Below are 13089 nucleotides of genomic sequence, written 5' to 3' on the forward strand. Positions count from 1 at the left end.
GGGCTGTCGATTGGTCCAGTTCACGCCGCCATGGGCGCAATGGGACTATTCGGCTGGGGCCTGAACGGCAACAGGGGCCGACCGTTCGAGCGCCTGCGAGACTACGGCGACGCTGACCGCCAGCAGCGACAGCACCGCGCCAACCAGTGGCAGGTGGGCATAGGACACGCCAGCAGACAAAGCCACACCGCCGATCCAGGCACCGCTGGCATTGCCGACATTGAAGGCGCCCTGGTTGAGCGTGGCGGCAAGGTTCGGCCCTTCGGAGGCCGCCTCGACGACGCGGATCTGCAACGGCGGCACGACGACGAAGATCAGCAAGCCCCACAGGAAGACGACGCCGATGGCGACGCTGGCAATGGCGCCGAACTGCATGAAACCGACAAACAGCACCGCCATCAAAAGCAGCGTGCCGATCACGGTCGGCATCAGTTTCCAGTCGGCGAGCCGGCCGCCGATGATGTTGCCGATGGTCATGCCGGCGCCGAACAGCAAGAGCACCCAGGTGACTGCTGAGGTTGACAGGCCGGAGACGTCGGTGAGGTAGGGCTTGATATAGGTAAAGACGGCAAACAGGCTGGCCGAGGCCAGCGAAGCGATCAGCATGGCGAGCCACACCTGCAGCTTGCCCAGCACTCGCAATTCACTGCGCAGGCCGCCGCCGCTTGGCTCGGCGACGTTGGAAGGCACCAGCCAGGCGATGGCTGCAACGGAAATCAGGCCGATGCCGACGACGGCAAAGAAGGTGGAGCGCCAGCCAAACGCTTCGCCAAGTGCAGTGCCGGCGGGAACGCCCAGAATGTTGGAGAGCGTCAATCCCGCGAACATCATCGCCATGGCGCTGGCGCGCTTGTTGCGCGGCACCAGGCTGGCGGCCACGACGGAACCAATGCCGAAGAAGGCGCCATGGCCGAACGCGGTGAAGACGCGCGCGGCCATCAACAGCCAGTAGTTGGGGGCGATGGCGCAGAGCAGGTTGCCGACGACGAACAGCGCCGTCAGCGCGACCAGCACCGGCTTGCGCGGCAGATGCGCGGTCGCCATGGCAACGATCGGCGCGCCGAAGACGACGCCCAGCGCATAGCCGGTGACCAGCTGGCCGGCCGAGGGGATCGACACGCCGAGATCGGCGGCGACTTCCGGCAGGAGGCCCATGATGACGAATTCGGTGGTGCCGATGCAGAAGGATGCAATGGCAAGCGCAAGGATCGGCAACGGCATGGAAAGTCCAGACTGAATCGGTTCAATTTCAGACTGAACGAGAAGCCATGTGGGGCGCAATGCACATTGCTGCAATGCACCAATGCAGAAAGTCGAGAGCTTGACGCAGAGTTACTTCAGGCGAGCGGCTTCAGCTCCTGGGCGATGGTTGGCAACAGCTCAGAGACGTTGGGATGGATGTGCACGGCGCGCGCCAGCGTGTCGACGGGCGCCTTGGCGTACATCAGGTCGAGCACGCAGTGCACGGCTTCGTCGCCGCCGGGGCCAAGTACTGAACAGCCGAGGATTTCCCTGGTGTCGGCATCGACCAGGATTTTCATGAAGCCTTGCGTCTCGCCCTTTTCGACGGCGCGGCCGACGCGGGTCATCGGCCGTTGGCCGACCAGCGCCTTGCGCCCGGATTTCTTCACCGCAGCCTCGGTCATGCCGCAACGGCCGAGCGGCGGATCGATGTAGAGCGCATAGGCCTCGATGCGGTCGCTGACCTTGCGCGGATCGTTGTCGAGCAGATTGGCGGCAACGATCTCATAGTCGTTGTAGGAGGTGTGGGTGAAGGCGCCCTTGCCGTTGCAGTCGCCCATCGCCCAGATGCCGGGCACCGTGGTGCGCAACTGGTCGTCGACGGTGACGAAACCGCGCCGGTCAACCTCGACGCCGGCCTTGTCGAGGCCGAGATCGTCGGTGTTGGGAGTGCGGCCGAGCGCCAGAAGCACATGCGAGCCGACCGTCGGCGGTTTGCCGGAGGAGAAGGTCACGGCGATGTCATTGCCCTGTTTGGCGAAGCCGATGTCGTCGGCGCCGACATGGACCGCTATGCCTTCGTTTTCGAGGATCGACAGGATGGCGGCCGAGACGTCCTCATCCTCGCGGCCGGTGAGGCGCGGGCTCTTTTCGATGACGGTGACTTCCGAGCCGAAGCGGCGGAACATCTGCGCGAATTCGAGCGAAATGTAGCTGCCGCCGACGACGATGAGATGGCGCGGCAAAACGCTGAGATCCATCATCGACGAGTTGGTGAGATAGTCGATGTCATCGATGCCGGGCAGGTCCGGCACCGAGGCGCGGCCGCCGGTGTTGAGAAAAATCTTTTCGGCAGTCAGAAGGTCGTCGCCGACGCGCACCGTGTTGGCGGATTCGAAGCGCGCATGGCCGCGATAGAGCGTGCATTTGTCCATGCCGGCGATCCAGGTTTCCAACCCGGTGCGGGCGTCGTTGGTGACCTTGTCCTTGCGTGCCTTGATCCTTGCGTAGTCGACGCCGACAGGGCCTGAGAGGGTCACACCATAATCGGCGGCGCGCCGCGCCAGATGCGCGGCATAGGCGCTGGCGACCATGGTCTTGGTCGGCATGCAGCCGGTGTTGACGCAGGTGCCGCCGACCAGCTTGCGCTCGATCAACGCCACGCTCATTCCGGCAGCGTTCAGCCGGGCGGCGAGCGACGGGCCTGCCTGTCCGGCGCCGATGATGATGGCATCGTATGTCTTGGCGTCAGAGGCTTGGGCCGTCATACCACCGCCGCCACGATCAGCAGGCCGCCGATGATCGCCACCGCGTCCTCGATGAGGGCGGCGGGCAAATCCTTGCCGAAGGCGGCCGCCAGCCGGCCGCGTGCTTCGGCACCGCCATAGGTGCCGATGACCGCGCCGATGGCGCCGGCGATCAGGCCGCCAATGGTGGAACCGGCAGTGGCGCCGATCACAGCGCCACTGAAGGCGCCAAGCAGGATGCGAGCACCGAATTGCTGCGGCACTTTGCGGCTCGGCGTCGATGGCAACTGGTCGGTGATGAGTTCGACGATGGCCAGGATGGTGAAGATGCCGACGGCGGCCCAATGGCTCATGAAACTGGCCCAGGTGCCGGCTACCGGCAGCCAGCCGAGATAAGCGCCCCAGGCGACCGCGGCAGGCGCTGTCATGGCGCGAAGACCGGCGATGATGCCGATCAGAAGTGCAAGCAGATAGAGCATGGTTGATCCCCTCAGAACCTCGGACGGTCCGCGCGGCAAGCTAGCATAGGCCGGGCAGTTGGACAGCGGGCTTTTCCCCGGATGAGGATTGTGCTTTGGCAGGAGATCAAATTGGAGGCGTGGCCATGTCGGCAAGCGAACGCGCAAGGATGATTGCAGGCGAATGGTACACCTGCATCGATGACGAACTCGAGGCGCTGCGGGTGGTCGCGCGCGATGCGGTGTTCGAGCACAATTCGCTGCCGCCCCGACAGCGCGGCAACATCGGTCCGGCGCTGTCGGCGCTGCTGGGCAGCGCGGGCGAGGGCGCCCGCATCGAGGCGCTGTTCCATTGCGCCTACGGTTTCAACATCCATCTCGGCGAGGGCGCCTTCCTCAATGCCGGCTGCACCATCCTCGATACCGCGCCGGTGCGTATCGGCAAGCGGACGCTGCTTGGCCCGAATGTGCAGATCTACTGCGCCGAGCACCACAAGGAGGCAGCGGGCCGTCAGGCGGGGCTGGAGATCGCCAGCCCGGTCAGGATCGGTGACAGTGCCTGGATCGGCGGCAGCGCCATCATCCTCGGCGGCATCAGCATCGGCGATGGCGCCATTGTCGGCGCCGGTGCGGTGGTGACGCGCGACGTGCCTGATAACACCACCGTGGTCGGCAATCCGGCGCGGGCGGTCAAGCGCGGCTGAACCCTTCGCAGGGCGATTAGTGTGAAGCCACGCGCGCCATACGTTCATCCGGACCGGCTCGCCGCGAGAATTCTCGCCGGTATTGCGCCGGTGACGTCTTGAGCCGCGCTGAAAAATGCTGGCGTAGCGAGGTGGCGCTGCCGAAGCCGGCTTCGAAGGCCACGATGTCCATCGATTTTTCCGTCGCCTCCAGCAGCCGCTGCGCGAGTTCGATGCGCTGACCGGCCAGCCACTCTCCAAAGCTGGTGCCGATCGATTTCTGGAAGCGGCGGGTGAAGGTGCGCCGGGTCAGGCCGGCGGCCTCGGCGACGCGGTCCAGGCTGTGCGTTTGCCCCAGCGTTGCCCGCACCGTGTCGAGCGCCTGGGTGAAGCGATCGGTTGCCGGGGTCTTCGCCAGCGGGCGCTCGATGAATTGTGCCTGCCCGCCCTGCCGGTGTGGCGACAGCACGATGTGCCTGGCCAGCCGCAACGCTATCTCCGCGCCATAGCGGGCGCGCACGATGTGCAGGCAGCAGTCGAGCCCGGCGGCGACACCGGCCGAGGTCACGATGTCGCCATCGTCGACATAGAGCACGTCGGCGTCGACTTCGATGTCGGGATGCAGCGCCTGCAACCGGTCGGTGGAGGACCAATGCGTGGCCGCCCGCCGGCCGGCAAGCAGCCCGGCGGCGGCGATGGCGAAGGTGCCGAGACAGAGGCCAACGATCAGCGCGCCGCGCCGGTTTGCGCGCGTAAGCGCTTCGAGGAGCGGGGTGGGAAGCGGGGCGTCGAGATCTTTCCAGCTCGGAATGATGATGATGTCGGCGGCGTCGAACGCCGAGAGCCTATGCGGAACAGCGATCGTCAACCCGGCATCGGTGTGGATAGGCCCATCGTCGAGCGCGCAGACGCGAAAGTCGAAACGCGGCAGGCCGAGCTTTGTGCGGTCGGTGCCAAACACCACGCACGGCACGGAGAGGTGGAAGGGGCTGATGCCGTCAAAAGCGAGCACGGCAATGATCGGGTCGGTCATGGGCGTTTCCAGCAAAGTGAGGTCGGATTGTCCCAATTCTTTCGAATGATGTCAATCGGGCCACTTTTGGCAGACGGATGATCCGCCTATTTTCGGCCCGTCGCATTCAAGCCCTAGAGGAAACCACCATGTCCGCCAACACCACGCCGCACCGCGCACTCATCGTCATCGATGTCCAGAATGATTATGATGGCGGCAACCTCGCCATCCAGCATCCGCCGTTCCGCGACAGCGTCGTCAATGTGGCCCAGGCCATGGACGCTGCCAGTGTTGCCGGCGTCAAGGTGGTGGTCATCAAGCAAATGGCGCCCGAGACATCGCCGGTCTTCGCCAAGGGCAGCCATGGCGGCGAACTGCATCCCGAAATCGCCAGGCGCAAGCGCGACCACTATGTCGAAAAGAACTTGCCGAGCGCCTTCACCGGCACCAATCTCGAGGCGTGGCTGCGCGCCAATGCCATCGATACGATCACGGTCATTGGCTACATGACGCATAATTGCGACCTGTCGACCATCATCCATGCCGTCCATATGGGCTTTACGGTCGAGTTCCTCTCCGACGCAACCGGCTCGCTGCCCTATGCCAACAGCGCCGGCTATGCCTCGGCCGAGGAGATCCACCGCGTGGTGAGCATCATCCTGCAGTCGCGCTTCGCGGCCGTACTCAAGACCACCGAATGGATCGACTGCCTGAAGACCGGCGCACTGCCCGAACGCGACACGCCCTATGCGTCCAACCAGCGCGCGCTGGCGCGCAACGCCGCATAGGCAAATCCGTCCCGGAAAGCAAAAAGGACGGCCATTGGCCGCCCTTCTTGAATCTCGCAACGATCTCGAAATTTTTAGAACAGGCCTTCGATCTGGCCGGCTTCGTTGAGGAAGATCTTCTCCGAGGACGGCGCCTTGGGCAGGCCCGGCATGGTCATGACCTCGCCGCAGATGACGACGACGAAGCCGGCGCCCGCCGACAGCCTGACCTCGCGCACCGGCACGGTGTGGCCGGTCGGCGCGCCGCGCAGGTTCGGGTCGGTCGAGAAGGAATATTGGGTCTTGGCCATGCAGACCGGCAGGTGGCCATAGCCGGCCTGCTCCCAGGCATGCAGTTGATCACGCACCGATTTGTCGGCAATCGCCTCGGAGCCGCGATAGATGCGCTGGACGATGGTGTTGATCTTCTCGAACAGCGGCATGGCATCTGGGTAGAGCGGTGCAAACTGCGAGGCACCGGATTCGGCCAGCGCCACCACCTTGTTGGCGAGATCCTCGATGCCGGCGGAGCCATGGGCCCAGTGCTTGCACAGGATCGCTTCTTCGCCCATCGAGGCGACATAGTCCTTCATCGCCTGGATCTCGGCGTCGGTGTCGGAATAGAAGTGGTTGATGGCAACCACCGCCGGCACGCCGAACTGCCTGATGTTCTCGATGTGGCGTCCGAGGTTGGCGCAGCCCTTCTTCACCGCCTCGATGTTCTCCTTGCCGAGGTCTTCCTTCTTGACGCCGCCATTCATCTTCATGGCGCGCACGGTGGCGACGATGACGGCCGCGGCTGGCTTCAGCCCTGCCTTGCGGCACTTGATGTCGAAGAATTTTTCGGCACCGAGGTCAGCGCCGAAGCCGGCTTCGGTGACGACATAGTCGGCGAGCTTCAGCGCCGTCGTGGTGGCGACCACCGAATTACAGCCATGCGCGATGTTGGCGAACGGGCCGCCATGGACGAAGGCCGGGTTGTTCTCCAGCGTCTGCACCAGGTTGGGCTGCATGGCGTCCTTGAGCAGCACCGCCATGGCGCCATCGGCCTTGAGGTCGCGGGCATAGACCGGCGTCTTGTCGCGGCGGTAGGCGACGATGATGTCGCCGAGGCGCTTTTCAAGATCCTTCAGGTCGTTGGAGAGGCACAGGATCGCCATGACTTCCGAAGCGACGGTGATGTCGAAGCCGGCCTCGCGCGGAAAACCGTTGGCGACGCCGCCAAGCGAGGCGATGATTTCGCGCAGAGCGCGGTCGTTCATGTCCATGACGCGGCGCCAGACGACGCGGCGGGTGTCGATGCCGAGCTCATTGCCCCAGTAGATGTGGTTGTCGATCAGCGCCGACAAAAGATTGTGCGCCGTGGTGATGGCGTGGAAGTCGCCGGTGAAATGGAGATTCATGTCCTCCATCGGCACGACCTGCGCATAGCCGCCGCCGGCGGCACCGCCCTTGACGCCGAAATTCGGGCCGAGCGACGCTTCGCGGATGCAGACGATCGCCTTCTTGCCGATGCGGTTCAAGCCATCACCGAGGCCGACCGTGGTGGTCGTCTTGCCTTCGCCTGCCGGCGTCGGGTTGATGGCGGTGACCAGGATCAGCCTGCCGTCCTTGTTGCCTTTCACCGACTTGATGAATTCAGCCGAGATTTTCGCCTTGTCGTGGCCGTAGGGCAAAAGGTGTTCGGTCGGGATGCCGATCTTCTTGCCGATCTCCTGGATCTGCTTTTTCTTGGCGCCGCGCGCGATCTCGATGTCTGACTTCACTTCGGCCATGACGGCTTTCCTTCGGATTGGACGGTGGAGGGGACGGGTTTGGTCTCACTCGCAGGCATGTTGAACCCGGGCGCGGGCATGTTCTAACCCTGTCGCTGCCATGGCGTCAACTTGCATGCAACTATGTTTCCTATGAAGAAAATCTCTGTGCGGCTGGGCCGACCTGCCGTCGGTTCTTCCTGGCTCCGTTGCCGCGCCGTATAGAAGCCAGAGGACGCGTCGTTCCGCCGTCTCAAAACAGCCGCCCAATGCACGGAATGCGACAGAGGCGACGGCGCAAATTCGCCATCGCCATGCCTAAAGCGCAATGCGCTTTAGGCAATTACTCTTGTGCATGTCGTTGTCCCAAAACCGGGACCACTTTTGGGCGACATGCATCGAGTGACAGACGTTACTGCGTCAGAACGTTGCTGATCTCGACCATGTTGGAGCGCACACGAAGGACGTAGAAACCCATCGTCGTGAGGTGGGTCGGCATGATCCAGCCATCCTCGCGGCCATTGGCGATGATGAAGGGCTGGATGCGCAGCGCCGAGACGAATTGCGCATCCATCGTGTCCCACAGATTGCCGAGATGCTTTTCCTTGATGACGTCCTCGAAATCGGCCTGGGCGCCTTTCATCAGGCCGTAATAGGCATAGAGCTGGCCATAGGCGAACCAGAACCGGTCGTCGGCGCGGAAGTCGAACCAGCCATTGTTGTGGTTTTCGGCGCGCTCCTTGAGGATCGCCGAGGTCGAGCCGATGTCGGAAGAGATGCGGTCGATATACTGTTTCAGATTGTCGGCGCGGGCGTCGAACGTCGCCTGGCAGGTGGCCAGGCGGGCGTTGAAGGAGCGCAGCTTGGTGACGGCGTCGCGATAATAGCTCGGCGTCGGCGTCTTCGGTCCGAACGGGTTGAGGCCGAAATACCAGGTCTCCTCGTCGAACTGCAGATTGCCGCGTGCATCCTGCAGGTCGGCGTCGATCTGCGACGTCGTGCGCACGCGGCCGAGATTGTCGGCAAGCTCGGTGGAGGTGCGGCGCACTGCCTGGTTGATACCGCGCTGGAACGAGGCCTTGTTGTCCATGAACGGCGTGTGATCCCAGTCGATGCCGAACAGGCCGAGCTTGTAGAGGATCATCGACGAGATCCAGGCGTTCTGGTTCACGTTGAAGTCGGTGAGGTCAGCCGCCACCCGGGCGATGCCCGAATTGCCGCAGGTCTTGGCGGTCTCGGTGCCGGCACCGGCGGCGACCTGCTCGCCGGCGGAAATGTTGCGGTTCTCGAAGGTGTATTTATCGACGTAGTTGGGGTCGAACTTGTTCCACCACTGGGTGGCGTAGAAGAAGTTGGCGTAGAGGCCGATCAGCACCAGCAGAGCGAGGCCAACCACCGCTTTCAGGATCCAGCCGCGCTGCGTGTACCAGCGCCCGGCCCACAGGAACGGCCACAGGATCGCGCCGATGACCAGGCCGATGCTGCGGCCGATCCATTGGAAAATCCGGGTGAAGAAGTTCACGATCGGATCGAGCATGGCGATGTCACCTCTCAGTCAGTCAGGCCGTAGAGGCGCGTGCGAAACGCCACCTTGTCCTTCAAATATGTGGTTTTCAGAACGTCCACAACATGCGATCGCCAGGCGTCGCTGTAGCCGTCATAGTCCTTGTAGAAGCCGGGCTTGTTGAAGACGTAGCGCGAGACGAAGTCCTGCGGCACGAAATCCGAAATCAGCTGGTTGGTCAGCCAGGCGTCGGGATGGTCGGGCTTGCCGCGCACCACGAGGAAACGCTGGCGGGGTGGGACATCCTCGATCTTGAGATGGCCGAGCTGGGCGATCTCGCGCTTGGCGGCGTTGAGGAAAGGGAAATTGCCGTCACTGGTGATCAGGTCGGCATGGCCGTGGATCCAGGTCTGCAGCCAGACCTTGTCGACGTCAGTCAGATTGCGGTTTGGCTCGGTGTCGCGGATTAGCGAACGCACCACCATTTCGGCGCGATGTTCGAGATAGCCCGAGCTTTCGACCCATGACGCCCTGGGCAGTTCGATGCGGCCTGTGCCGGCCAGGAACTTGAACACGTTGTCGGCATCGTTGATCGAGAGATAGCTGACCTGCCAGGGGCGTGACCGGCGAAAGCCGGGGGCGGCGGGGTCACTGATGACCGTCGTCATATCGGGATCGACGAAGACATAGAGGCCGCCGAAATGGCTGGTCCAATAGGCGTTATGGCGGAAGATCACCTGGTCGGGCACCAGCGCATTCTCGCGGATGTCGCCGCAGACCTTGGCGAGATCGACCATGCGGGTCAGCATGGCGTTGTCGCGCCAGGCGTCCGGTTCCTGCTTCAGCCGGTCGACCAGTTTGCCGAGCTCTGCGGCCTTGCCCAGCACGTCCTCGGCCGACAGCACCTTGAACTCGACCTGGTTGATCGACAGCAGGTCCTCGATGTCGTTGACCAGCGGGACGGAATCCTCGATCTCGCCGTAGATGACGTCCTTGATGGTCAGCGCATCGATGGCGCGCTGGTTCTTGGACATGAACTCGAACATCAGCTGCGAGGTGTTGGAAAAGGCGGTGTGCACCACCGGCAGGTCGATCTGCGACGGTGTCAGGATGATGAAGCGACGATTGACCTCGTTGGGGTCGAGATAATCGTAGTCGCCGCATTCCTCGGCCACTTCGGGCGAGAAGCCGGTGCGGTCGATCTGGAAGCTCTTCAGCTTGGTGGGTTTGAGACCGAAGGCAACAAGCGCCTTGTTGTAGCGCTGGATGAGGTGCGACTCGTCGACGGTGAGCAAGCGGCCGTAGATCAGCTCGTTGTCGCGGAGCAGGTCGGGTTTTTTGGCGGGGGTCATGCAGAATGTCCCGAGAAGGGTTGCATGGAAGAACGAGGTGCCGGCACAGACGCCTCTCTTTCCCCATTCTCCATAGCGGAGACGTCGCGTCCATCGGCGTCAAATTCCCTGAATGTCAATCGTTCGACAGTTGGGCTCGCTGGGTCATGTGGATTCTCAAGGAGATAAATGTCGAATTCCGGCATTGACGACCAAAGCTGAGTGGCGTCCGGGTCGGGCGTCTCGGAACTTGATAGAAATCGCGGGACGCTGGACGAAACCGCGAAAATGGCGCGGATATGGTCTTTACCATCGGGCGTGGAATTTGCGGTTTCCTGCATAAGGGCCCACCAGATTTCATGCGCCTTCCGAGACAGGGTTACGTCGTGAGCAAAATAGGTTTCATCGATATCTCCCCGTTGAAGCCCATCGTAGACGTGCTTCCGTTTCATCTCGTAGGTTGATCTGAAATTTGGGAACAATCCCTGCTTGACTGTGTCGAAACACCAAAGCCAGGAATCATGAGGTGTCGCAAGCGAGTTCCTTAGTCGATCTCCATCTTCACCTATACGCGAAGCGTGAGACAAGATTAGGTCGTTTGAATCTCGCTTATAGAAAGTAAGCAATTTGACGTGGTATCTGTCGCACAGATCGATGGGCTTAACCGCTACGGTTGAACGTTCAACATGAACATCGATCTTTGGGAGCTGTTCGGCTCTTGAGTAAATCGCACGAAATTTGATGCGGGTCTCTGCGGCGCGGGTCCTGTCGGTCTCTCCGAAGGCGCCTGCGTAGAGCCTGAGCAACGAATCTGTCAGCCTTGGCCGAAACGCCGTGAACAGCTCGGGCCAAGGTGTCGTAGCGTATGCCTCCTTTGCCAGCAAACGCTGCAATTCGTTCCGTTCCTCCTCGCTTTTAAAGGGCGGGGCGAACGATGCGGGCTCAGGCATTCCAAAGCCCCTTCTTCTTCATCTCCTCCATTTCCCGCGCCGCGCGTTCGCGCAGCCTTGCGTCACGCAGCAGCTTTTCCACCGCGGCATCGTCTGACTTGTCGGAATAGCGGAACTCGGAATCGGCGTAGCGGTTGACCTCCTGCATGACCATGTCCATCGAGAACGGGCCGCGCAGTTCCTCGATCATGGCTTTCTTCTCGTCGTAGCCCTTGTGCATGAAGGCTTCCGGCTTCTCGAACCACTCATCCGGCAGCTCGATGTCCATGGCGCGCATCTTGATGGCGTCGGTGACGTTCTTGATGGCGCGGCCGGTGAAGCGCGGTTCGGCGTCCTTGATCAGGTGCAGATAGGTGCCGATGTCGGCCATCGATTTCGGCGCGCCATTCTCCTTCATGTAGCGCTCGTAGACCTTCATCAGCCCGTCTTCCTGTGGCTTTTCGTGCTCCTCATAAGCTTCGGTCACGGCGCGCTGGATTTCCTGCGCGGCGTAGAGCTTGTGGTCGCCGAGCGGGATCTTGTGGTTCTTGCCGGCGAGCAGAACGAAGATGTCGATGTAGTCGTCGCGGGTCTGCGGCCCGTCGACCAGCCAGCGGGCGCCGGCGCGCTGGCGCAGCGCGTCGTCGACATTTTCGGGATAGTTGGAAAACATGCCGAAGGCGCAGTTGCCGCGCACCACCGTGCCGGCGCCCGCAAAGGCGTCCATCAGGACGCCGGTGATTTCCTGCTGGCCGGCCGAGGCGCGGTCGTCGGAGCGGCGTGCCGCCACCTGGTCGATGTCGTCCACGGTGCCGAAGCCGATGACGCGCGGGTTCAAGACATTGTTGATGAACTGGCGGCAGTTCTGGCCGGATTTGCCCTGGTAGGACGAGATCTGGTCGACGCCGAAATTCTCATAGGCAAAGGGGTAACCGGCGACCTGGCAGTAGCCGTTGACGAGGCCGGCGATCATCTGGATCAGCGTCGTCTTGCCGGTGCCGGGCGCGCCGTCGCCGATGAAGGTGAAGAGGAAACCGCCGAGTTCGACGAACGGGTTCAGCTCGCGCTCGAAATCATAGGCCATCAGCATCTTGGCGAGCTTGACCGACTGGTATTTGGCGATGTGGTTGCCGACGACCTCTTCCGGCTTCTTGAAGGTCATCACCAGCGGCTTGGAGCGCTTGCCCGGCGCCACATCGAAACCGTCGAGGGTGAAATCGTCGGCGTCGATGCGGATATGGGCGTTCTCGAACGGCCCGATGCCGTCGAAGCGGCCCTTCCGTGCCAGCAGCCCGTCAATGGCGACGCGGGCGAAGGCGCGCGCCCGGGTGGTCAAATCGCCATCGTCCTTCGAGCCGGCAATCGCCTTGTCGAGACCGGCGACGATCGACTTCACCGCATCCTGCGGCGTGTCGAACAGGAAGTCGGGTTCGGGGATATCGTTGGGCGCCTCGCCATCGCTGTCGATCAGCTGGAACAGATACGAGGCAAGGCTGAAGGCCGAAATGTAAGCCGAGGCTGACAGAAGCTTCTTGAAGGTCGTGGCTTCGTCGCCTTCCAGCGGCGCGCGTGTGTTCCTGGCCTGCAGGCTCTCGAGGTCTGAGCCCTCGGCGAAAACATCGGAAATGGCAAGCGCAATCGCCAGGCCGCGCCGGGCACGAAACAAAAGCGTGTGCTGCGGGATGCTCATCAGCTGGTCGTCGGGATGGATGGCAGCGACGGTCTTGACCAGCTCGACCTCGCGTGTGCGGCGCACCGAGCCGACCGAGACGGTGGAGACGAAGCGGCGATTGGTGCCAGCAAGGGCGGTTCCGGATTCCCGTGCAGGGTCTTCCAGCACGACGACGCGGGTGATGAAGCTCTGCGCCGTGGCGCGGTGCTTTTCGATCGCGGCTTCCGGGATAGTGGTCAGGCCGGTGTCCATGAAGGATGCTCCGTGGTGT

General features: G+C 62.6%; 11 protein-coding genes. 2 read left to right on the forward strand and 9 right to left on the reverse strand.

Translation table 11 applies throughout. The features are described 5' to 3' along the window. Positions 1–45: 45 nt before the first annotated feature. The 3 genes from AC1DZ8_RS11785 to AC1DZ8_RS11795 all read right to left on the reverse strand — a co-directional run bounded on the left by AC1DZ8_RS11785 (position 46) and on the right by AC1DZ8_RS11795 (position 3187). Complete coding sequence (locus tag AC1DZ8_RS11785) at positions 46–1221, reverse strand: MFS transporter (protein WP_477303249.1); 1176 nt, start codon at positions 1219–1221, stop codon at positions 46–48. Between the two features lie 116 nt (positions 1222–1337). Beyond that, complete coding sequence (locus AC1DZ8_RS11790; RefSeq protein ID WP_477303247.1) at positions 1338–2729, reverse strand: FAD-containing oxidoreductase; 1392 nt, start codon at positions 2727–2729, stop codon at positions 1338–1340. After that, complete coding sequence (locus AC1DZ8_RS11795; protein ID WP_477303245.1) at positions 2726–3187, reverse strand: DUF4126 domain-containing protein; 462 nt, start codon at positions 3185–3187, stop codon at positions 2726–2728. Before AC1DZ8_RS11795 ends, AC1DZ8_RS11790 begins: the two co-directional genes overlap by 4 nt. Positions 3188–3312: 125 nt before the next feature. Between AC1DZ8_RS11795 and AC1DZ8_RS11800 the strand changes: the two genes are divergently transcribed. Further along, the gene (locus AC1DZ8_RS11800) at positions 3313–3870 is read left to right on the forward strand and encodes a sugar O-acetyltransferase (RefSeq protein WP_477303243.1); all 558 of its coding nucleotides are present in this window, start codon (positions 3313–3315) and stop codon (positions 3868–3870) included. A 16-nt stretch (positions 3871–3886) separates the two neighbouring features. On the opposite strand, the gene AC1DZ8_RS11805 is transcribed toward AC1DZ8_RS11800, so the two are convergent. Beyond that, positions 3887–4882 carry a helix-turn-helix domain-containing protein gene (locus AC1DZ8_RS11805; RefSeq protein WP_477303241.1) on the reverse strand — a complete coding sequence of 332 codons (996 nt, stop codon included), beginning with the start codon at positions 4880–4882 and terminating at the stop codon, positions 3887–3889. Between the two features lie 128 nt (positions 4883–5010). On the opposite strand from AC1DZ8_RS11805, the gene AC1DZ8_RS11810 reads away from it, so the two are divergent. After that, positions 5011–5649, forward strand: a complete 639-nt coding sequence (locus tag AC1DZ8_RS11810) for a cysteine hydrolase family protein (protein ID WP_477303239.1) — start codon at positions 5011–5013, stop codon at positions 5647–5649. Between the two features lie 74 nt (positions 5650–5723). Here AC1DZ8_RS11810 and AC1DZ8_RS11815 read toward each other — a convergent pair whose 3' ends face one another. The 5 genes from AC1DZ8_RS11815 to AC1DZ8_RS11835 form a co-directional block, all read right to left on the reverse strand. Further along, complete coding sequence (locus AC1DZ8_RS11815; RefSeq protein ID WP_352588321.1) at positions 5724–7403, reverse strand: formate--tetrahydrofolate ligase; 1680 nt, start codon at positions 7401–7403, stop codon at positions 5724–5726. Positions 7404–7794: 391 nt separating this feature from the next. Continuing rightward, positions 7795–8919: a DUF2333 family protein gene (locus AC1DZ8_RS11820; RefSeq protein ID WP_477303237.1), complete on the reverse strand. Its 1125-nt coding sequence runs from the start codon at positions 8917–8919 to the stop codon at positions 7795–7797. 14 nt (positions 8920–8933) lie between these two features. Continuing rightward, entirely contained in the window at positions 8934–10238 is a 1305-nt protein-coding gene (locus AC1DZ8_RS11825) for a DUF6638 family protein (protein WP_477303235.1), read from the reverse strand. Next, on the reverse strand, positions 10235–11167 hold the full coding sequence (locus tag AC1DZ8_RS11830; RefSeq protein WP_477303233.1) for a hypothetical protein: 933 nt from the start codon (positions 11165–11167) through the stop codon (positions 10235–10237). Before AC1DZ8_RS11830 ends, AC1DZ8_RS11825 begins: the two co-directional genes overlap by 4 nt. Continuing rightward, on the reverse strand, positions 11160–13070 hold the full coding sequence (locus tag AC1DZ8_RS11835; RefSeq protein WP_477303231.1) for an AAA family ATPase: 1911 nt from the start codon (positions 13068–13070) through the stop codon (positions 11160–11162). The genes AC1DZ8_RS11830 and AC1DZ8_RS11835 overlap by 8 nt, the downstream gene beginning before the upstream one ends. Between the last annotated feature and the right edge of the window lie 19 nt (positions 13071–13089).

The sequence above is a fragment of the Mesorhizobium sp. P2_F7 genome (assembly GCF_056403695.1).